Below are 20,438 nucleotides of genomic sequence, written 5' to 3'. Positions count from 1 at the left end.
TTTCCTGTTCGAACCTGTTCAGGGAAAATGGCCAAAAGCGATGCATACGGCGTTTTTGGCAACGCCTGGAGGGATGATCATGTTATTCCAATCGCCAACATTGAAGACATGTCAAGTATTAGTCGATGAATTCCGCCTGGCCCCACAGCCGTTTGAGCCGGAAAAGCTCCGCTTTGCGGGTGTCGGGGACCGGGACGTTTATAATATTTCCGCACCGTTTGTGGATGAAGGAGAATGGGTGATCGCTGGGCGCGTCGAGGCGCGCGACAGCGAGCAATCGGAAGTGTACTTTTTCGTCGAGCGCGACGGCGTCTGGGTTCCTCGTGAAGGGGCGCCGGTGTTCGCCTTGCAGGATCCGTTTGTGGCGCGCATTCACGGTCAGTTGGTGTTCGGCGGCGTGGAGACGTTTCCGCATCCGGTGTTTGACGGCGAGCTGAGCTGGCGGACGGTCTTTTACCGCGGACCGAACATTCGCCGCTTAGAAAAGTTCGCCGAAGGGCCGGACGGAATGAAAGACATTCGCCTTGTCGAGCTGAAAGATGGCTCGATCGGCGTGTTCACCCGGCCGCAAGGGGAGAAAGGCGGACGCGGGAAAATCGGGTTCACCCGCATTTTCTCGCTCGATGAGTTGACGCCGGACGTGATTGAGGCCGCGCCGATTTTGGACGCCCAATTTACGGATGAAGAATGGGGCGGCGTGAATGAGGCGCATTTGCTGGCGAACGGGCTTGTGGGGGCGCTTGGCCATATCGCTTGCTTTGACGAGCACGGCAACCGCCATTACTACCCGATGGTGTTCGTGTTGAATCCCGAGACGATGGAGCGTTCAGAGCTGGAATTGCTTGCGCTTCGCTCCCACTTTTTAGACGGGCCGGCGAAACGGCCGGATTTGGCGAACGTTGTCTTTAGCGGCGGACTCATCCGCAAAGGCGACGGCACGGCTGAGCTGTACGCCGGCGTCGGCGACGCCGAGGCGCAAAAAATTTCGCTCATCGACCCGTTTGCGAAATACGAGGCGCAAGAGCTCGACCGAATGTACGCTTCCGTTTAGGGAAAAGGACCGGCGCCGTCCCACCTTCTTTTGATGAGAGGGGGGCGGCCGGCCTTTTTTCGTTTTGGCCGGTAATGGGCGATGGTTCCCGATTTGACGGTCATTTGCGGTGAGAAAGAGTTGGATGGAACGAAGTACATTGAGGTTCCGCCGCTGATTGTCGAGATTTTAAGTCCGTGGAACCAGGCGCATGATCTTGTCGCAACGTTCAATTTGTACATGGCGTGCGGCGTTCACGAATGCGGGATTGTCAATCCGATGAAGCCAGCTGTGACGGGATACCGGCTCAATGAGGAACGGCTATATGAGCAGGCGGATGTTCAAGTGAAAACGGGAACGGTTCGCTCCGTTCATGTTCCCGGGCTTGAAATCGACATGACGGAATGGTTTCGTTGACAAGAGGACGTTAAAAGCGGACAGCGTGGGACGAATCCCACGCTGTTTTCATGAAAAGGCACGCGTCTTGACGGGGCATGTTCATGCCCGGGCGGGAGGGCAAAACGTCGCCCACGGAATTTTTTCATGAAAATGCGCGTGCCTAAACTCATCATTTTCATGCCGGGGAAGGACAAAAACGTGCTCATGGAGCTTTTTGTTTGTCCAATGGAGTCGGGGCGGCGCTCATCAGCCGCGTGGTGTCCCTTTCCCGTTGCGTTTGCCGTTTTTCGTGCTCGTTCAGCTTTTCTTCCATCCGCTTCAGCAGCTTTTCCCACGGGTTTTCCGCCGTTTTTTTCTTGCGCTTTCGTTTTTCTTCCGCCATGCTCAAGCGCCTCCTTTCGCTGCAGCCGATAAGGCGAGCAAGTCGCGCAGTTCGTCATCGGACAGTTCGGTGATCCATGCCTCGCCTTCGGTGATGATGTCGGCGAGCGCTTGTTTTTGTTCGAGCATCTCGTCGATTTTTTCTTCGATTGTCCCGACGGTGATCAATTTATGGACGTGGACGAATTTCGTCTGTCCGATGCGGTAGGCGCGGTCGGTCGCCTGGTTTTCCACCGCCGGGTTCCACCAACGGTCGAAATGGATGACGTGGTTGGCAGCTGTTAAGTTGAGCCCGGTGCCGCCTGCTTTGAGCGACAAAAGGAAAATCGGCGCTTTTCGTGCTTGAAACTCTTCGACCATTCGATCGCGCGTTTGTTTCGGGACGCCTCCGTGCAAAAACAACACTCGCTCATCAAACAGGTCGGAAAGCAGCTGTTGGATCATCTCGCCCATTCGCACGTATTGCGTGAAGATGAGGCACGATTCGTCGTTGGCGCGAATTTGCTCGATCAGTTCGATGAGCTTTTCGAGCTTGTGCGACCGTTCAACGAGCTGGCGGGGGCGGCGTTCTTTCAAATACAGCGCCGGATGGTCGCAAATTTGCTTCACACCGTTTAGCATTTGCAAAATCAAGCCGCGCCGCGCAAACGGACTGGCATTTTTGGCGCGCTCAAGCGTATCGTTGACGAGCTGCTCGTACAGCGCTGCTTGCTCGGCCGTGAGCGGGCAATACTCTTTTTGTTCAAGCTTATCCGGCAAGTTGAGCGCAACCGCTTCATCCGTTTTCGTCCGCCGCAAGAGAAATGGGCGGATGAGCGCCTGCAGCGCCGCTTTTTTGCGGGCATCTCCTTCTTTTTCAATCGGCCCGGCAAAGCGCCGCTCAAACTCCGCACGGCTGCCGAGATAGCCAGGGTTGAGGAAGTGGAAGATGCTCCAAAGTTCGCCGAGACGGTTTTCAACCGGCGTGCCGGATAAGGCGATTTTATGTTTTCCGCTCAAGCGGCGGATGGCGCGCGCTTGTTTTGTTTGCGCGTTTTTAATGTTTTGCGCTTCATCAAGGCAAATCGCATGCCAATGAATCTGTTTTAAATCGTCTTGGTCCAAATGAGCAAGGTTGTAAGACGTAATGACGAGATCGGCCTCGCCTGCTGTTTGCACGAACGCATCGTGTTTCGCCCGGTTCGGTCCATGGTGCACGTAGACGCGCAAGTCTGGGGTGAAGCGGGCGCATTCCTTTTGCCAGTTGCCGATCACGCTGGTCGGACAAATGAGCAACGCCGGCGTGTCTGGACGTTCCATTTCTTTTACATAGGCCAAATAGGCAAGCAGCTGCACCGTTTTGCCTAGCCCCATGTCATCGGCCAAGCAGGCGCCAAAGCCGAATCGGCGCAAAAAGACGAGCCAGTCGACGCCGCGCTGCTGGTACGGGCGGAGCGTGCCGCGAAACGACGGCGGCACATTCGCTTTCGGCAATCCATCCAGCTGCTGGAGCTGGCGGATGAACGCGCGGAACTGATCATGGACGTCAATGTGGATCGGGATCGATTCGTCCGTTGCCTCTTCGCGCTCCTCTGCTTCCGAAAACAGCGTTTGCGCCACGATATCGTGGATCGGCACGCCTTCTTTTTTCGCCTTTTCCATGAGCGCCTGCGCGCGGCGGACAAGGGCGGGGTCAAGGATGAGCCATTGGCCGCGCAGGCGAATGAGGCGCCGCTTTTGTTCCGCCAAAGCGGCAAACTCCTCTTCCGTCAGCTCAATCCCGTTGGTCGCGACGCGCCAATCGAAATCAGCGAGCCGCTCAAGGCCGAACAGTGATTCGGCGTTGACGGAAGGCGACAGTTTCGCTTTGATCGACAGCTGCGCCTGGCGGATGTCGTGCCACCAGTCGGGAAGCAAGAGGCGTACGCCCGCTTCGGTGAGCTTTAAGCTGTCTTCGGACAAAAAACGCCACGCTTCTTCATTAGACAGTTCCGTCCGCAGACCCTCCCCGGCGTCAAGCCACGGCACGATCGCGCAAATGCGGCGAATGGCGCGCTGGATCGATGATTCATATGGGCGCCAGGCGCGCGGAATATCACGGGCAGAGGCGATGACGCTGTCGTCGATGGAGATGAACACCGCTTCCAGCGTCCATGCGTCGCCGTCCTCAGGCGGCTCGACGAGGCGAAGCCCGACCGTAAACGGCGGCCGGTCGCCGAGCCAGCCGATTTGTTCCAGCCAATCGTCTTCCGTTCCGATCCATTGGCCGCTGGGGGAGGCGATTAATGGATAAGCGCGAACGATGTCGCCCCAAATGCCGCGCAGCTCTGGGTCGCGCGACAGCCAGTCGGCGATTGCCAGCGACCGCCATGCCGCAACAAGCGGGTGCGGATCGTCTTTGAGTCCGCGCCAACGCGTCCGCTCAGCTTCGGCCCATTCAGACGGCTGCCCTTGTTTCCACGCCGAGAAATCGGGACGGAAGCAGCGTGTGCGCACATCGTCGATGATTTGCTTCGCCCATGTTTCAAGCTGGGCGGTGAACTCATCTCCCCATTTGATGGAAAGAAAACGGTTGGACGGACGCCAGGCGAAAAACGTGAGCGCCTGCCACGGGGACAGCCGCACCGCGTCGCGTCCGTGGACGGTCGCGACATCAAGCAAGGTTCCGTAAAAGGTTTCTTCATGCCAGGCGAACACAAGCGGCGCCCAGCTCGTAACACGGTCCGGGCCGCTGAGCCAGAAGCATCGTCCTTCTTCGCTCCACTCACATGAAAGGGTGATCGTCTGCAACGCTTGTTCCATCATAGAAGCAATTTTCCTTTCTCCACTTCTTCATGAAACGCGCGCATGCGCGCTGTTTTGGCTAACAGCTGTTCAAGATACATCTGCCAGTCGTTCATTCGTTTCAACGATCGGTAGCACGCACGCAATTTTTTTAAATATTGCACGGCGACGCGATAGCTTGCGCGGTTTTTCGCCTCGACAAAACGCATGACCGCTCGGTGATACAATGGCAAGACGAGCGCCGGGTTTTGTTTTTGCAGCATGGCGAGAAATGTTGGATCAATGTCATGGGCGGTGGCGTCCACCCATAAGTATAAGTCGACTACATCATGGTAGCGCCTTTGATCGAGCAGCCAATGAACGTAGCGGTTCGCGCTGTATGGGAAGCATGCGGCCAACAGCTTCTCATAGTCGTCCCATTTGTTGTGTTGGCGAGCGTATGATTCGTACAGCCGACCGATTTCGTTGACAAACGGCGACCGCTCCATCTCTGGAAGAGCGGATATGTAGAAGGCAAGCTCTTGCTTTCCTTTCGCCCAAAATGATGCGAAACGTTCCGGCGAATGCGAGGATGCGAACCGCTCCATCCAATCGATAAAAAACGGAGCCGCTTCCTTGGGATGTTGGCGGTAGATGGCGAGCGCTTCGTCATCTTCGCCGAGTAAAAAGGCGAGATGGGCGGCAGCTAGCAACAGAGTGGTTGACTGTTTTTCCGTTGCCAGGCGGATCAGCGTTTCTTTCTCTTGCCGGCGCTGCGCTTCTTTCGTGAACAGCAGCTCCCAAGCGGTTGTGTATAGGCTGTAGACGAGTGAAGGGGACGCCTTTCCCCACCGCAGCAACAACTCCCGTACATACGGGATCGTCTGTTCGATGTGCGTTTCAACAGACGGGGGCAGCAGTTCGGACGGAAACCGTTCCAACGTTTCGAACCATTCGTCGGCGATATAATCGACGTCTTGTTGCCACGAAAACTGCTCGTATGATCCGAACAACAGCCCACGGTCCCAACCGCGTTCGCGTCCGTATTCGAACAAATGGTCAAGCAAAAACAAGGCCGCATGAAAGCGATGCAACAAACGGACAGCGCTGTGTTTCGGGCTGTTTTTGACGAGTCGCGGAAACAGTTGATGGGACAAGCGGTACGGCCAATCATTGCGGCGGCGGTGGCGGGCGCTCCACTCGTCCAATAGGTCGGCGAACTGCTTCCGCCATTGGGCGACCGATTCCGCTGTGTTTGGTTCAGACGGTGTTTGGACCGATGCCGCTTTCCGGTTCGGTTTTTTCTTTCCTTGTTTCCATTGCTGCAACAACTCGCCGTTGTCAAATACATTTCCGTACACGTAAAAGAACAGCGCCAGTACGTGCGGGCAAAGATCTTCCGCCCCGCATGTGCAGCTGTGGAGGGAGATGTCCGACAAATCAAGCGTCACGTCATGAATGGCGGTGTCGATGACTTTTCCTTCGATAAAATCGCTGTCTATGACCGTGACGTTATACACCAACCCTTGCCGTGACAATTCCCGCCCTTTTTGGATGACATGTTGGAAGAGAGAAAACGGCCATTCCCGCTGCAAGTCGGCAGCGGCTTTTTGCAACAGAGGTTTGGAGATTGCGGTCTGCAACATATCAGTCCGTCCTTTCCGTCCATTGTGCATCATGGGTTCCCGAAGAAAGCCCCCGTTTTCCGTTCATTCTTTATATCTACTTATTATAGCATGGCGGATTGTACTGTTGCTATGTTTGTTTGGCGTGAGATTTATTCCTGCTTTTCTCTCTGTTATGATACAATGAACATAACGGCAAGGCCGAATCGAAGGAAAGTGGGTGACGATATGACGGTGTCGCGGAATGCCCTTTGTCCGTGCGGCAGCGGCAAAAAGTACAAGCATTGTTGCGGAAAAAAAGAGGCGGTTTCGATTTCGTCATTGATTGACCGCGAGTTGATCGAATGCATGAATGATATGCGTCAGTTTGTTTTGCAGCGGTATGAGAGGGAGGCGGAAGAGCTTTTAGACCAGTTCCCGCTTGATGAGATGCCGGAGGAACTCGAGCTTGGCGTGCAGATCATGGCGGTGAACTGGATGTTGTTTTGTTGGCCGGTTGATGAAACAGGACAAACGATCTTTTCTGCTTACCGGAAAAGCCGTCATTGGGAGCGGTGGCGCCCGTCCGTTCAGGCGCACATCGAGAGGTGGGAAGGAGCCGTTCCGTCGCTTGGCGAGTTCATCGGCTATGATGACGACAATCGCCCCGTTGTCCGGGATTTGTTGACGGGAGAGGAAAAGATCGTTCATTTATTGACTTCCGATCAATGGCCGAGCGTGATCGAAACAGGAGATGTGGTGTTCGGCTTCCTTGTGCCGTACCAAGACGTGTTCACGTGTTTCACAGCGGTGTTTCCGCTCCCGGCGTCAGGGAAAGATCGATTGCTTCGGGCGATTCAACAAGAAGGGGAGTGGAGCGGTCGGCCATCGGCTTTATGGATGCGCGATCGGTTCGTCGCTGTGCTTTCCGATGTGGTCTTGGAGTGGCTTTGGCAGTTCGCCAAACAGTTCAAATGGGATGATCCGAAACAAGCGGCCGTCATTCGCGAGCTCGATGAAAACGAGCCGGAGGCGCCAGCGGCGCTGCTCAATCAAGCGTTCGCCATATGGGCGATCTATTGCGGAAAAACATCCCGCCTCCCTTATTCGGTTCCCGTCTACGCGGCGGCGCTCCGCTATGTGGCTGGGCATTTGATGAAGGCGGAAGGATCGGAGGTGGAAGACATCGCCGATCGGTATGACGTGATGCCAGAAGATGTGCGATCGGCGGCGTTGGATTTTTTCCTGATGGCTGTTGATGATGAAGACGACGAGCAATGGCTCGATGACTGGGAGGAAGACTGGTTCGAAGAGGAAGGGGATGAGCTTGATGCGCGCATCAATGAATGGATCGATGACATCGATCTGATGTTGATGCGTGAAGGATGGGACGAGAAGCGAGTCAACCGTCATATTGACCGCGCCATCCGTTCGTGGAGGAATGAGGGCCTGCTTGAGGAAGTGAATGAAAAAGAATTGCGTAAAGAACTCCGCGATGTAGCGTGGGAGATCTTCACCGATCGGGGATTCATCTAGAAGCTGGCAGAAAAACGGGCGCTGCGCGCAAGTCAGCGGCATTTCGTCAGAAAGGAAAGCCGGTTCCACAAGGGCTCTCTCATTCAAACATCATTGGGCTCAACCCAAGCCCTCTATAAGTAGAAACAGGGAATGGAATGCGTTCCATTCGTGAAACTCCAAAAAAAGCGGCGGGGAACGATCGGTTTTGACCGAATCCATAATGGATTGGGAAAAATGGTTTTGTGCGCGATTCCGACAGTTTTTAATATCTTGGTCGCCGTTTTGGAAAGGAATGATTAGAAGGGAGGATTTTGCATGGCAATCGGCCGAAATGACCCGTGCCCGTGCGGAAGCGGGAAAAAGTATAAGAAGTGCTGCATGAACAAACAGCAGGAGCGTGAAATCAAGCGGGTGCGGCAGCGCCGCTTTTTTGACCAAAAATATGAGCTGTCGCAAATGGTGCAGCGGTTTTTGGATGAATCGCTGTCTTATGATGAACGCGAAGCGGTCAACCGTACATTTCGCCGAATGATCGAACAAAAGGATCATCGTGAAGAGTTGAAGGTGTTTGAGACGCTTTGGCGTTTTTTCCTCCATCGTTATCCGAATGGATTGCGCGGCGTTGAATGGTTTCAACAGGAAAAAGGGCGTCGTCTGTCTCCGGAGCTCAAGGAAATGTTGGACCGCTGGGTTCGACTTGTGCCGCGCCTTGTGCAATTTGTCGATTTGCATGATGAAGGAGGAGTGGCGGTCGACCGGTTGACGGGCGAGAAACTTCTCATGCCGTATTGCGAGACATTGGAGGTTGTGCGCCCTTGGGGCGGCATGTTTGCCTTTTTGGAGCCCTTTGACGGCGGCTATTACGTTTGCGGTGTATCATCGATTGTGGATCCGAAGGGCGTGGAACGGGCGGAAGAGAACATTCGCGTCTTGTTGACGCAAACCGATTGGCCGTATGAAAAGGTAGCCGTTGAACATTTTCTCGATATCGTTGATGCAGGCTATCCTCCGAGGGCGGACGATGTGCAAGAGGAGCGCACGCGATGGACGTATGAATACGAATGCCAGGAAGCCGCTGAGGCGATGAGGAAGCTTGCTTCGATCGGACGCGCTCACATTGATCATGACGATGGGGAGAAAGTGGAAGGTTCATGGTGCACCAATGTGTACCATTATGTCGGAGTGATTTCCCCCAAGCCGATTCATGTGTTTGAATTAGGCGGGTCATTATCCGCTCATCGGTCGCGTCTCGTGTTGTCTACCGAGGAGGAAGGGACGGCCGAACAGCTCGTGTCGCTGCTGCAGGCGTTTGGGTATTCCCCAAAAGAACGAAAACGGGGGACAGAAGCCGTTTTGCGCCGAAAATGGATCGAAAACGTTTCGCTTCATATTGATTCAGACCCAGACTCTCCCCCTTGGGTGGCAACGATGGCCGGATTGGATGTTCAAATGGAAAAAGCCCTTCACACCCCGCTTGAGAAATGGAATGGAAAAACCCCTCACGAAATGGCGCGCGAGGGGCGTGTGCAGGAAGTGGATGTGTGGCTGAAAGAGTATGAATTCCATTTGTTTAACATGCAAGAACGAGCCAATTTGCCGGTGCTCATCGGAGTGAATCCCATTCGCTCCCGTTATGGATTGCCCCCATCTCCGTTTAGCTCATCACATCGTCTTTCGGACTTATGGAAAATGAAATGGATGGGGCCGGAAGGAACCGAGACATTGTTGATCCGCGCGGAATGGGAAGGGATGTATTTTACCGATGACGCATTGGTGTTTTATAACGAAGTCATCGTGAGCGGAGAAAAAGAGGCCAAAGAGGCGTGTTGGGCCGTGGTTTTGCTCGTGTGTGAATATATGACCGGGCGGACGTTTTCATCGTGGGAGGACGTAGGAGAAGAAGAATGGAAACAATGCATCGTCGAGCAAATCCCGTCAAGATGGAGTTCGTTTTCATGGGAAGTGGTGAGCCGAGCGCTCGATATGTTGCTTGAGTGGGCCGATTGGCTGGACCGCCGTTATGGAACGAATCATCGAACTGTTGTTTGTGCCGTGCTGGAAGAGGTCAGAAGCGAATTGGAACATTGCTTTGCTTTGCTGGATGAATGGAGGGGCGAGAACGGAAAGGCGGATGAGGAACTGATGGCTTGGCAGCTTGCTCGTTTGTTTGGTTTGCCTATTCCCCTTTCCGTCGGTTTCTCGTTTTTCCGCGTCAAGCGTGTGGAACAGGGGAAGGCGGTGCTGGATTGGCTTGCCCATAACCGAACGGTGACATGGGACATTCCGAAGCGGGCAGAGCCGCATCTGTTGCCGGGCATGTATATCGTCGCCGCGACCGATCGCAACGGCAAGCTGGACGATCTTGCCCGCGTGTATCCGCCGTCTTTCTCACCGTACGTAGAGCCGTGGCTTCAGGCGTTGCAAGAGTGGCCAGACAAGGTGGAGAAAGAACGGGCTGTGTTTCAAGAGCGCCTGCTTGCCTCGTTGTCCCGTTTGCTTCGCCGGCCGTAGGCGTCCCGATGAATGACGGGGCGCTTGTTTCTCTCGGCTCGGCCTCTATGATTCTCCATTATGCAGGCAAGCCCAATGGTAAGAGTCATTCATATTCTTAGGATTTTGGTCCATCACCATAACGTGTGCTTGAGAAGCAGGGTTTTTCTCGTTTTACCGAGAAACGGATGAGGACGCGAATGATCCAAGAATCCTACACCTTTAGGAGTGCGGAGTGTCAACCGGCATGAAAATCATGGATTGGCTGATTTCTCCTTGGAGAAGGAAATATGGCATGTTTTGAAAAAGCCAAGGGCACCTTTTGGTGAAGAACTAGGATTTTGGTTAGGCATAAAAAATGGAATGCGAATCGATGTTCTCGACATGAGCGGCGGAAGTCCCAAAGTGCTTGCGATATGTGTTGCTGAAAGCAGTTCCATCACACGTTGATCGTGAATGTCTCCCCAAAGTGTTTAGCTGGCCCGAGCGTTAGCGTAGAGGGGGAGAACGTTCAATGACTATGATACAAAGAAAGTAGGTAGCTATATGGTGAAGGCATCGCGAAACAATCTTTGTCCATGCGGCAGTGGGAAAATGTACAAGCATTGTTGTGGAAAGCAAGAGGCGGTATCGATTGCATCTATTATTGAGCGCGAGCTGGTCGAATGCATGCAGGATGTGGTCTTGTTTGCGTCGGAGCGATACGAGGACGTGTTGGTGGAAACGATGGCGGAATGCTCGTTTCAATGGTTTCCGGAAGAGTTAGAGGTGGGCGCTCATTTATTGTTGACGGATTGGGCTGTTTTTTGCCGGCCGGTGGATGAGAAGGGGACAACAATCTTTTCGGCGTACATGCAAGACCGGCGCCGCAACCGTTGGCGGCCGGCGGTGCAAGCGCATTTGGAGCGATGGACGGAGGGGATTCCGTCGTTTGGTGAGATCGTCCGTTTCGACGAAGAGCGGCGTCTCATGGTGCGCGATCTTGTGAGCGGGGAAGAAAAACGCGTCCGTTTTTTAACGTCCGAGCCCGTTCCGCCGGCTGAAGAAGGGGACGTTTTGCTTGGCTTCCTCCTTCCATATGGGGAAGAGTTTACGTACTTTATAGCCGCTCTGCCGTTTCCAAAGAACGGAAGAACACGGCTCGCCCATGCGATTGAGGCGGAGAGAAAACGAAGCGGGAAAGCGGCAGACGCGTTTTGGCGAACATCGTTTCCAGAAGCGCTCGATCTGGCTCTTCACGAATGGCTATGGCAGCTGTCGGCTGAATTGGAGTGGAACGATCCTGACGAAGAAGCGGTTCTTCACGAGCTGAAGCGGAGAGAAGAAAAGACATCGCCCCGGGTGCTTAGCCATGCGGCGTTCTTTTGGCGCATGTATTGCGAACAAGATGAACCGGCCATCGATGACCCGGTCGTGTATGCAGCCGCGCTTCGCCATGTTGCCGGTCAGATGGCGGAAGAGGAGTTCATGGATGCAGAGGAAGCGGCTGCACGATACGGAGTGGCGGCCGAGGAAGTCGAATCAACTTCCATGGAATTTATCTTGTTCGCGGTCGAGATGCTGGATCGCGATGAGGATGGCGAGTGGGATGATGACGATGAGGAATGGCTTGATGATGAGTGGGATTTCGAAGAAGGCATGATAGACGGCGATGAGTTGGATGCCGCGATTGACGAATGGCTTGACGAAGTCGAAGAACTGTTTGACGACGAAGGTTGGGACACCGATCAAGTCCGCCGCTTGATTGACAAGGCGATGCGAACATGGAAAAAAGACGGTTTGCTTGAGGGAGTCGACGAAGCCGAACTGCGTGAAGAACTCGAGGAGCTCGTCTGGCAAACATTTGCGGGACGGGGGTTTTGTTAAGAACATACAGCGCATCCATGGGAGAAGGTGCCCAGCCGTTGGTTTGGGCGCCTTCTCCCCCTTTGCTACAGATGGATGTAGGATAACCGCTTGTTCACCTCCTCGATGTTAAACGCATCGGGATCAAAATCTTCGCCTTTCATGTCATACATCCAGTCAAGTCGTTCAAGCAGTTCCGGATCCGTAAGGGAGTCTTGGTTTGCTGCTGATTCGAGCAGCTCCAAATAACCATAGACGCCGCCGCAATCCTCGGGAGGGCATGCCCGTTTCCCTTTCAGGCAAGTGGCGCGTTCCAGCGGTTTGGGGAGTGTTTCAATCTTTTCGACGGTGATGGTATGGCGCCAGTAGTCGCCAAAATCGTAAATATATAGAAACTTTTGTTTTTCTTCCGTCAGCCATTGCTGTAATGGGATGCGGCGGGCGTCCATCAGTTCTTTTTCCAGCTGAAACGAATCCCAGCCGTCAGGGATGCCGATGAGAACGCTTCCGAAATCGAATTCGTATAAATGAGCTTGTTCCCAACCCATTGCTTCTTGGATGATGAGATGAAGATCGTGAAATGTTGCATGTCCGGGAACAAGGACGCGCCGCCAAATCGGCGGACGGATGCCGTTTAAGGATATTTTTAACTGATAGGCGGTTTTGGAGCGACGCGGTTTCTTTGATGTCGTGCTTTTGCTTTTTGGTGTTTCCGTCCATCGACCGTGCGGATGGGAAGTTTTCGTTGAATTAAGCTTCGTCATCAATTCGTCGATCAAGTCGATGAGTCTTTTCTCTTCCATGAATATCGTCTCCTTTTTTAGGATTGTTTTTGTATACTTATAGTTTAACCTGTTTCTGAAAGAATCAAAATAATAATAATGGTGATAGAAATTAGAAAACGAAGAAATTGATTCAAGGAGGGAGCCGTATGTCGGTCGGCCGAAACGACCCGTGTCCGTGCGGGAGCGGGAAAAAGTATAAAAAATGCTGCATGAACAAAGCGATGGAGGAAGAGGCGAAAAGGGCGCGGCAACATCGGTTTTTTGAACAGAAGTATGAGCTGTCGCAACAAGTGCACCGTTTCTTAGAGGAGGCGCTCTCCTACGCCGAACAACGGGCGATAAAGCACGCGTTCCGTCAGGCCGTTCGGGAAATGAAACACAGTGAGATGCTTGAGCCGCTTGAAACGCTTTGGTACTTGTTCGTTCACCGTTTCCCAAACGGGATGCGCGGCGTTGAATGGTTTCGGCGCGAGAAAGGGCGTCGTTTATCGTTGGAGCTGCGAAACATGCTTGACCGGTGGGTTCGGCTTGTTCCGCGTCTCGTTCAGTTTGTGGACCGCGGTGAAGACGGGGGGACAGCGGTCGACCGATTGACGGGGGAAACGTTGTTTCTGCCATTTAGCGAGACGATGCCGGATGTAGTGCCTTGGGGCGGTATGTTTGCGTTTCTCGAGCCGTTTGACGGCGGTCATTATATCCAAGGGGCTGCCTCCATCGTTGGGCCGGACGGAGTGAAGAAGGCCGAGGAACGAATGCGTTCTCTCCTTCAAGAGACGAACATGCCGTACGAAGAGTTGGCATTTTCCCGTTTTCTTGATATTGTCGACGCGTGTCACAGTGCTTCTTCATTACAGGAGCGCGGGACGGAAGCAGTTGAACAATGGACGGTCGTCTACGACATGCCTGATGCGCGCAACGCCCTCCGTCAGCTGGAACGACATGGAATCGTGATCGTGGATGAGGAAACGGACGAAGCCGTCAAAGGTTCACTGCGCGGTGTGACGTATGAATATTGCGATGATCTTGCCTCCAGCCCGATTTATCTGAACGAACTAGCCGGCTTTGTAGAGGGGCAGGGGCGGACGATGACGCTCTCCACCTTTGATGCGGACGCCGAGAGGGTGCTGACGAAGACGCTTGAGGCAATGGGGCTGCCGGCGACGGTTGTATCGCGGTCAGCGAAGACACACCTTGTCCCTAAAGGAGTGAAGTTGCTGTCATACGACGTCCAGTTGCCGCCGGGTGAGCCGTCATATATGGCGCTCGTTGCCAACAGTGCGGTGATGTTAGAGCAGACGCTGCATGTGCCGCATGAAGAATGGGGGGGACGGTCCGTTCACGAATTGGCCATGAGCGGCGAGCAGGAAACAGTGGAGCAATGGCTGCGCGCATATGAGTACCATGCGTTCGAACTTCTCCGCCAAGAAGGCAGTCCGGTGATGGTCGATACGAACAGCATCCGTTCCCGCTACGGTTTGCCGCTCTCGCCATTTGTGACGCCTAAGATCAAGCGGACAACGTCTGTTCAAGTATTGCAACGGCTCGATGAGGGCGGATATTTTGCCATGCCGGCGGAATGGAAAATGCGCTTTTTCGGCGCCGACCTCGTCCGTTTTTACCAAGAAAAAACGGAAGGAAAATCAGAGGCGACGAAAGCGAAATACCGCCTCGGTGTGACGGCGGTCGGCCATTACTTGCAGACGACGCCGCTGTCATCGTGGGATGCGCTAGAAGCGCGCCATTGGCAGCAATGTTTGGCATTTCACTACGTCATGTTTTCTCCTGACATAAGCATCAATCAAGCGAAACAAGTATTAAGCGGCGTTCAGGCGTTCACGAAATGGCTGGACGGCCGCTATCGGACAAGCCATGCCCGGGTCGTGCGCCAACTCGTGACGGAATTGCAGGAGCCGTTGTTAAAAGCGGTCCGCCTTCTTCGATTGTATCATCGCCCTGATTTGCCAATGGGGATGGCTGACATTATTTGGAAAGGAATGGTAGAAAGGAAAGAGGAGTATCGAACCGGGATGTTTCAGGTGGTGAGCGTCGGACGGGAAAAGGCCGCGATCCGCTGGTTGGAGACGGGCGAACAGTTCCACTGGCGCTTGCCGCTATCGGTGAAATCGTACGTCGAGCCCGGCATGTGCTTGGAAGCCGCGTTCACCAACAACGGCGCATTGGCGGCCGTCCAACGTGTCTACCCGCCGCAGGCCGCTCCTTACATGGAGGCGTTTGTTCGGTTTGACCGGCCATCCGCCAAGGTGTAAAGGGGAAGGGGATGTCTCGACACGAGGCATCCTCTTTTTCTATGATGGGCGCTTGTGAGGAAATGGGGCAGCCATGCGATTGCGCCAATTTGAGGCATCGAAGGGCGCTTGTGCAGACGGGATTTGCGCCATTGTTGCGTTCTCGGCAGCATTCGCGTCTTGTTTGTTGGCGGCTGTCACGCTGGAGGACATTGTGCGGAAACAGGGCATTCATTGTCGGTTCATGGACGTTGGCGGCGCCTGTTCTGTCGAGCGGTTTTCCTGGCCGACAGACAGGAAATGGCCTATTGTGCGCGAACCATATAGTAGAATGAGAGGGAACTAGGAGGGAGCGCGCATGAGGCGGGGGGGATGGCTCGCCGCATCGTTTTGTTTGCTTTGGTTGCTGGCGGTCCTTTGGCCGTCGGGAGTGAAAGGAGAAAAAGAAACGGAAGAAACGAAGCGTCTGGCGGTGGTGACGGCGGACCGCGTGAATGTCCGCCAAGGACCGGGGGTGCCGTACCGCCCGGTGGCAAGCGTCCACCGCGGTGACGTGTACCGGTTGGTGGATGTGAAAGACGGTTGGTTGAAAATTGAATGGGAGAAAAATCGGACCGGGTGGCTCGCGGCGCGGTACGTCGCGTTGGCAAAAGAGACAGCCGTCGTGCAAGAAGACCGGCTCCGCCTTCGCCAAGAGCCGAGCCGAGACGGGCGAATTATCGGACATTTGGCGCAAGGGGAAACGGTGTTGGTGATTGGGGAAGAAGGCGGCTGGAAACAGGTCGTGACGGAAGACGCCATCGGTTGGGTCGCTGCATCGTATTTGGCGCCAGCCGAGGCCCGCTCGATTTCACAACAGACTGGAACGGTGGCCGCCGATTCACTCAACGTGCGAGCTGAACCGTCGCTTCACGCCCCGCGGATCGGCCGTCTTGTTCGTGGCGAAGAAGTTGACATTGTGGAAAAGAAGCCGGGATGGTACAAAATTGCCTCCTCAACAGGGCTTGATGGGTGGGTGTCATCCGCATATGTGCAGGTAAAGGATGGACAAGCTAATGAAAAGGAAGCGGAAGTGCCCCAGTCGGCTGACCGCTCGCTGCTTTCAGCCATCGCGCCTAGCGACTCCCGCCTTTATGTAGACAGCTGGACGCGCGGTCCTGTTCAGGCGCTGGCCGGAAAAACGATCGTCCTTGACCCTGGCCACGGAGGCAAAGACGGCGGTGCCCAAAGTGTCGCTGGCGTTAAGGAAAAGGAGTTGACGTTGGGAACGGCGAGGCTTCTAAAAAACAAGCTGCAATCTTACGGCGCTCGCGTCGTGCTGACGCGCTCCGGCGATGAGTATGTGCCGCTGTCGGCGCGTGTTGCCGCCGCCCGCCTGTATCAGGCGGACGCGTTTATTAGCCTGCATTACGACAGCGCCGCTGATCCAGATGCGTCCGGCATCACCATTTACTATTACGATCGGTTTGCGGACTACGAATTGGCGCAATCGTTCCAAGGGCTGTTCAGGCAACTTTCCGCATTGCCGTTTCGCGGCATCGCCTTTGGCGACTATTACGTGTTGCGAGAAAACGAGAAGCCGTCCGTGTTGCTTGAGCTCGGCTATTTAAGCAATCGGTCGGACGCTGCGGTTGTGGCGACAAACGGTTATCAAGAAGCGGTGACGACGGCCATCGTGAACGCCATGCGCCATTATTTTCAATAGTACGCCCCTTTTCTAAAAAGTGGATAACGAATCTACTGCGTTTTTGTCGCCTCGCCTTGTTTGGATCACCGCTGGCTGACCATAGAGGGCCATTAGCTTTTCAAGGCGTTTGCCTGAGGGCTGCAAGGGCGAAAGGGTGGAAGTTGGTTGACACAATAGTTAAAAAAGTATAATATTTACCCTTGGTGCTAGAATGGCTGGTGTCGGCTCATTTGCCAACGGAGCCGAGCTATTGTCATACGTGTCATCGCTGCTGTTTGGCAGCGGGGGGAAGTTGCTGTTGGGCGTGATCGTGGCGCTTGCCTGCTTAACAACGGCGGTTGGTCTAGTCGCTGCTTGTGCGCAATACTTTCAAGAGCTCACCCCGACTGTTTCGTACCGAACGTATGTCATTGTATTAACCTTATTTAGCTTTTTGATGTCAAACCTCGGCTTAAATGCGTTGATCGCTGTTTCCGTTCCAGTGTTGACGATGCTGTATCCATTGGCGATCGTGCTCGTCGCCCTGTCGTTTTTCCGCCGCTTTTACCATGGTTCGGCGAAAGTGTACGGGATGGCGTTGCTCTTTACCGGCATGTTCAGCCTGTATGACGGTTTGAAAACGATCGGGCTGGAGACGGCATGGTTAGAACCGCTCCTCTCATGGGCGCCGCTGTTTTCAGTCGGGCTCGGCTGGGTTGTCCCTGCGCTGATCGGCGCTGCGCTTGGCTTGATGATCGATCGGCCGTCCGCAACGAAACGGAAACATGCGGCGTAAAGGGCTGACTCAAAAGGTCATGTACGCCCGGTCGGGGGAATAATCTGATGTATATATATGGAAGAAGGGGGGATGCCTCGTTGCTTTTGGGGCATTCTCTTTTTTGTGTGGAAAATAGTTTTTTGTTCGAGCAACGGGGCGGAACCCGTGAAAACCGGCAGGCGATTCGATATAATGAGGACAAGCGACGATCGCCGCAATGGATGAAAAGGTGTGAGGAATCGTGAAGATAGCGATTGCGGGAACGGGATATGTTGGACTTGTGACCGCGGCTTGTCTGGCCGATAAAGGGCATGATGTGACATGCGTCGATGTGAACGAAGAGAAAATTCGCCTATTAAATGAAGGGATCGTCCCGATTTATGAGCCGGGGCTTGACTCGCTTATTCAGCGAAACGGCGTTCGCCTTCGCTTTACGACCAACGATGTGGAAGCGTATCAACGGGCGGAAGTGATCATGATCGCCGTCGGCACGCCGCCGCAGCCGGACGGGTCTGTGCGGCTTGATGATGTATGGGGCGCATTGCGACGCATCGCCAGGGCGGCCGAACGCGATTGCCTTGTCGTTATCAAGTCGACCGTGCCCGTCGGCACTGGCGATGAAGCCGCCCGTTTTTTGGCGGAAAACGGACGGCCGGAGGTGAAATTCGACGTCGTATCCAATCCGGAGTTTTTGTCGCAAGGAACGGCGGTGCGCGATACGTTGCAGGCGCCGCGCATTGTATTGGGAGTGGATTCGGACCGGGCTGAACGGGTGATGAAGGAGCTGTACGCCCCGTTTGCCCTCCCGTACGTCGTGACGGACCGGAGAAGCGCTGAGATGATCAAGTATGCGGCCAATGTGTTTTTGGCGTTGAAAATTTCGTACATCAACGAGATCGCCAATGTATGCGAGTTGGTAGGCGCTGATATTCAGGCGGTGGCGGAAGGAATCGGCATGGATCCGCGCATCGGCCGCCGCTTTTTGCGCGCCGGCGTCGGGTATGGCGGCTCTTGCCTGCCGAAAGATGCAAATGCCCTCTATTCCTTGGCGGCTTCCCACGGCTATTCGCTCAAAACGGTATGGGCGGCGATCGACGTCAATGAGAAACAAAAATGGAAACTTCTTGACAAAGCGCGTCTGCACATTGGGGATTTCCGCAACCGGACGGTCGCCGTGCTTGGCGCCGCATTCAAGCCGGGCACCGATGATGTGCGCGAGTCTCCTGCCTTGGCGAACATCGAGCGGCTCATTGCCGAAGGAGCAGTCGTGCGCGTCTGGGACCCAGCCGCTCTCGAACATGTCGTCCGCCGTTTTGGCGATGCGGTTGTTTGTTGCGAGACGATCGAGGAAGCCATTCGCGGCGCGGATGTTTGTTTCATTTTCACCGAATGGCCGGCTGTGCTGCAATTTGACCTTCACCGTTACAAGACGCTGATGAAAACACCGCTTGTGGTGGATGGGCGGAATTGCTACGACCCGAAGGCGGCCGAAGCCGCCGGCTTAATCTACGAGTCGATTGGGCGGCCGGGGGTGGTCGGATGGCAAAGCGCGATAAAGGAAACGGTGGAGCATCACGAATGACGTTTGGGACAGCAGCTCACTCACTAAACGTGCAGCGGGCTGCCTTTCTTCATGAATATAGGGAAATGAAAATTCAAAAATTTCCGTTTATAATATTAGGAAAGCGGAAAAGAGGGGGAAACGTGATGACAAAGGAAGAAATCAAACGGCTCGTCGATGAAGTGAAAGCGGACGTCATCGCCTGGCGCCGCCACTTGCACGCCCATCCCGAATTGTCGTTCCAGGAAGAGAAAACGGCGCAGTTTGTGTACGAGACGCTGCAATCGTTCGGCGGTCTCGAGATTACCCGTCCGACGAAAACGAGCGTGATGGCGCGCCTTGTCGGCCCAAAGCCAGGCCGGGTCGTCGCCATTCGCGCCGATATGGACGCGTTGCCGATTCAAGAGGAAAACACGTTTGAATTTGCCTCCAAAACCCCAGGCGTCATGCATGCGTGCGGGCATGACGGCCATACGGCGATGCTGTTGGGGACGGCGAAAATTTTTGCCCAGCTTCGTGATCACATTCATGGTGAGATTCGCTTTTTGTTCCAACACGCGGAAGAACTGTTCCCGGGTGGGGCGGAAGAGATGGTGCAAGCTGGCGTCATGGACGGGGTGGACGTCGTCATCGGCACCCACCTTTGGTCGCCGCTTGAGCGCGGAAAAATCGGCATTGTGTATGGACCGATGATGGCCGCACCCGACCGCTTTTTCATCCGCATCATCGGCAAAGGCGGCCATGGAGCGATGCCGCACCAAACGATCGATGCGATCGCCATCGGGGCGCAAGTCGTGACGAACTTGCAGCACATCGTCTCACGCTATGTCGATCCGCTCGAGCCGCTTGTTCTGTCCGTGACACAATTTGTAGCGGGTACGGCCCATAATGTCCTGCCAGGGGAGGTCGAAATCCAAGGGACAGTGCGCACGTTCGACGCCGAGCTGCGCCAGACGGTGCCGCAATGGATGGAGCGCATTGTCAAGGGAATCACCGAAGCGCACGGCGCCTCGTATGAGTTTCAATTTGACTACGGCTACCGCCCGGTCATTAACTACGATGAAGTGACCCGCGTCATCGAAGAAACAGCGCGCGAGCTGTTCGGTGAAGAGGCAGTGGCTCGCTTGAAACCGAACATGGGCGGCGAAGATTTTTCGGCGTTCTTGCAAAAAGCGCCCGGCAGCTTTTTCTACGTCGGCGCGGGCAATGTAGAAAAAGGCATCGTCTACCCGCACCACCATCCGCGCTTTACGATCGACGAAGACGCGCTTGAGATTGGCGTGCAAATGTTTGTCGCGGCGACGTTGAAACTGTTGGCGGAAGCAGAGTAGGATGCTTCCGCTTTTTTGTACATCATAAAGGCGGATCCGATATATTGCATGCTCTTTCTTTG

General features: G+C 54.6%; 14 protein-coding genes. 10 read left to right on the top strand and 4 right to left on the bottom strand.

The genetic code is table 11. The annotated features are described in order from the left end of the window. Positions 1 to 79 precede the first annotated feature (79 nt). Both ACR1UW_RS00705 and ACR1UW_RS00700 read left to right on the top strand, forming a co-directional pair. Complete coding sequence (locus tag ACR1UW_RS00705) at positions 80 to 1,051, top strand: MTP-1 family protein (RefSeq protein WP_237420931.1); 972 nt, start codon at positions 80 to 82, stop codon at positions 1,049 to 1,051. An 81-nt stretch (positions 1,052 to 1,132) separates the two neighbouring features. Further along, positions 1,133 to 1,447 carry a Uma2 family endonuclease gene (locus tag ACR1UW_RS00700; RefSeq protein ID WP_033013720.1) on the top strand — a complete coding sequence of 105 codons (315 nt, stop codon included), beginning with the start codon at positions 1,133 to 1,135 and terminating at the stop codon, positions 1,445 to 1,447. A gap of 184 nt (positions 1,448 to 1,631) precedes the next feature. On the opposite strand, the gene ACR1UW_RS00695 is transcribed toward ACR1UW_RS00700, so the two are convergent. From ACR1UW_RS00695 to ACR1UW_RS00685, 3 genes are read right to left on the bottom strand one after another with little or no spacing between them, the layout of a single operon-like run. Then, positions 1,632 to 1,811 carry a hypothetical protein gene (locus tag ACR1UW_RS00695; RefSeq protein ID WP_033013721.1) on the bottom strand — a complete coding sequence of 60 codons (180 nt, stop codon included), beginning with the start codon at positions 1,809 to 1,811 and terminating at the stop codon, positions 1,632 to 1,634. Positions 1,812 to 1,813: 2 nt separating this feature from the next. Next, complete coding sequence (locus ACR1UW_RS00690) at positions 1,814 to 4,594, bottom strand: DEAD/DEAH box helicase (RefSeq protein ID WP_498934277.1); 2,781 nt, start codon at positions 4,592 to 4,594, stop codon at positions 1,814 to 1,816. Next, the gene (locus ACR1UW_RS00685; protein WP_237420929.1) at positions 4,591 to 6,198 is read right to left on the bottom strand and encodes an SWIM zinc finger family protein; all 1,608 of its coding nucleotides are present in this window, start codon (positions 6,196 to 6,198) and stop codon (positions 4,591 to 4,593) included. The genes ACR1UW_RS00690 and ACR1UW_RS00685 overlap by 4 nt, the downstream gene beginning before the upstream one ends. A 207-nt stretch (positions 6,199 to 6,405) precedes the next feature. Between ACR1UW_RS00685 and ACR1UW_RS00680 the strand changes: the two genes are divergently transcribed. The 3 genes from ACR1UW_RS00680 to ACR1UW_RS00670 all read left to right on the top strand — a co-directional run bounded on the left by ACR1UW_RS00680 (position 6,406) and on the right by ACR1UW_RS00670 (position 12,030). Then, positions 6,406 to 7,692, top strand: coding sequence for an SEC-C domain-containing protein (locus ACR1UW_RS00680; RefSeq protein WP_498934275.1), 1,287 nt, complete (start codon positions 6,406 to 6,408; stop codon positions 7,690 to 7,692). Positions 7,693 to 7,989: 297 nt separating this feature from the next. Beyond that, positions 7,990 to 10,185 carry a YecA family protein gene (locus tag ACR1UW_RS00675; protein ID WP_237420927.1) on the top strand — a complete coding sequence of 732 codons (2,196 nt, stop codon included), beginning with the start codon at positions 7,990 to 7,992 and terminating at the stop codon, positions 10,183 to 10,185. 525 nt (positions 10,186 to 10,710) lie between these two features. Next, positions 10,711 to 12,030 carry a YecA family protein gene (locus tag ACR1UW_RS00670; protein ID WP_064213497.1) on the top strand — a complete coding sequence of 440 codons (1,320 nt, stop codon included), beginning with the start codon at positions 10,711 to 10,713 and terminating at the stop codon, positions 12,028 to 12,030. Between the two features lie 65 nt (positions 12,031 to 12,095). Here the strand turns inward: ACR1UW_RS00670 and ACR1UW_RS00665 are convergent, their stop codons facing one another. Continuing rightward, complete coding sequence (locus ACR1UW_RS00665) at positions 12,096 to 12,812, bottom strand: plasmid pRiA4b ORF-3 family protein (RefSeq protein ID WP_237420925.1); 717 nt, start codon at positions 12,810 to 12,812, stop codon at positions 12,096 to 12,098. 128 nt (positions 12,813 to 12,940) lie between these two features. On the opposite strand from ACR1UW_RS00665, the gene ACR1UW_RS00660 reads away from it, so the two are divergent. The 5 genes from ACR1UW_RS00660 to ACR1UW_RS00640 all read left to right on the top strand — a co-directional run bounded on the left by ACR1UW_RS00660 (position 12,941) and on the right by ACR1UW_RS00640 (position 20,376). Continuing rightward, entirely contained in the window at positions 12,941 to 15,061 is a 2,121-nt protein-coding gene (locus ACR1UW_RS00660; protein ID WP_049624260.1) for a YecA family protein, read from the top strand. 337 nt (positions 15,062 to 15,398) lie between these two features. Beyond that, positions 15,399 to 16,745, top strand: coding sequence for an N-acetylmuramoyl-L-alanine amidase family protein (locus ACR1UW_RS00655; protein ID WP_237420924.1), 1,347 nt, complete (start codon positions 15,399 to 15,401; stop codon positions 16,743 to 16,745). Between the two features lie 169 nt (positions 16,746 to 16,914). Continuing rightward, on the top strand, positions 16,915 to 17,502 hold the full coding sequence (locus tag ACR1UW_RS00650; RefSeq protein WP_407066709.1) for a branched-chain amino acid transport system II carrier protein: 588 nt from the start codon (positions 16,915 to 16,917) through the stop codon (positions 17,500 to 17,502). Between the two features lie 223 nt (positions 17,503 to 17,725). After that, a complete protein-coding gene (locus tag ACR1UW_RS00645; RefSeq protein ID WP_237420922.1) occupies positions 17,726 to 19,066 on the top strand; it encodes a UDP-glucose dehydrogenase family protein in 1,341 nt (446 codons plus the stop codon). 125 nt (positions 19,067 to 19,191) lie between these two features. Then, positions 19,192 to 20,376: a M20 family metallopeptidase gene (locus tag ACR1UW_RS00640; protein ID WP_498934270.1), complete on the top strand. Its 1,185-nt coding sequence runs from the start codon at positions 19,192 to 19,194 to the stop codon at positions 20,374 to 20,376. Positions 20,377 to 20,438 lie beyond the last annotated feature (62 nt).

The organism is Geobacillus lituanicus, from assembly GCF_050994965.1.
Taxonomy (GTDB): domain Bacteria; phylum Bacillota; class Bacilli; order Bacillales; family Anoxybacillaceae; genus Geobacillus; species Geobacillus stearothermophilus.
Note: the sequence above shows the minus strand (reverse complement) of the source record. Positions and strands in the feature narration are given on the sequence as shown.

Excerpts from the sequence above, each read along its gene's own strand:
- ACR1UW_RS00705 (WP_237420931.1), top strand. The coding sequence starts at position 80 with ATGTTATTCCAATCGCCAACATTGAAGACATGTCAAGTATTAGTCGAT.
- ACR1UW_RS00700 (WP_033013720.1), top strand. The coding sequence starts at position 1,133 with ATGGTTCCCGATTTGACGGTCATTTGCGGTGAGAAAGAGTTGGATGGA.
- ACR1UW_RS00695 (WP_033013721.1), bottom strand. The coding sequence starts at position 1,811 with ATGGCGGAAGAAAAACGAAAGCGCAAGAAAAAAACGGCGGAAAACCCG.
- ACR1UW_RS00690 (WP_498934277.1), bottom strand. The coding sequence starts at position 4,594 with ATGATGGAACAAGCGTTGCAGACGATCACCCTTTCATGTGAGTGGAGC.
- ACR1UW_RS00685 (WP_237420929.1), bottom strand. The coding sequence starts at position 6,198 with ATGTTGCAGACCGCAATCTCCAAACCTCTGTTGCAAAAAGCCGCTGCC.
- ACR1UW_RS00680 (WP_498934275.1), top strand. The coding sequence starts at position 6,406 with ATGACGGTGTCGCGGAATGCCCTTTGTCCGTGCGGCAGCGGCAAAAAG.
- ACR1UW_RS00675 (WP_237420927.1), top strand. The coding sequence starts at position 7,990 with ATGGCAATCGGCCGAAATGACCCGTGCCCGTGCGGAAGCGGGAAAAAG.
- ACR1UW_RS00670 (WP_064213497.1), top strand. The coding sequence starts at position 10,711 with ATGGTGAAGGCATCGCGAAACAATCTTTGTCCATGCGGCAGTGGGAAA.
- ACR1UW_RS00665 (WP_237420925.1), bottom strand. The coding sequence starts at position 12,812 with ATGGAAGAGAAAAGACTCATCGACTTGATCGACGAATTGATGACGAAG.
- ACR1UW_RS00660 (WP_049624260.1), top strand. The coding sequence starts at position 12,941 with ATGTCGGTCGGCCGAAACGACCCGTGTCCGTGCGGGAGCGGGAAAAAG.
- ACR1UW_RS00655 (WP_237420924.1), top strand. The coding sequence starts at position 15,399 with ATGAGGCGGGGGGGATGGCTCGCCGCATCGTTTTGTTTGCTTTGGTTG.
- ACR1UW_RS00640 (WP_498934270.1), top strand. The coding sequence starts at position 19,192 with ATGACAAAGGAAGAAATCAAACGGCTCGTCGATGAAGTGAAAGCGGAC.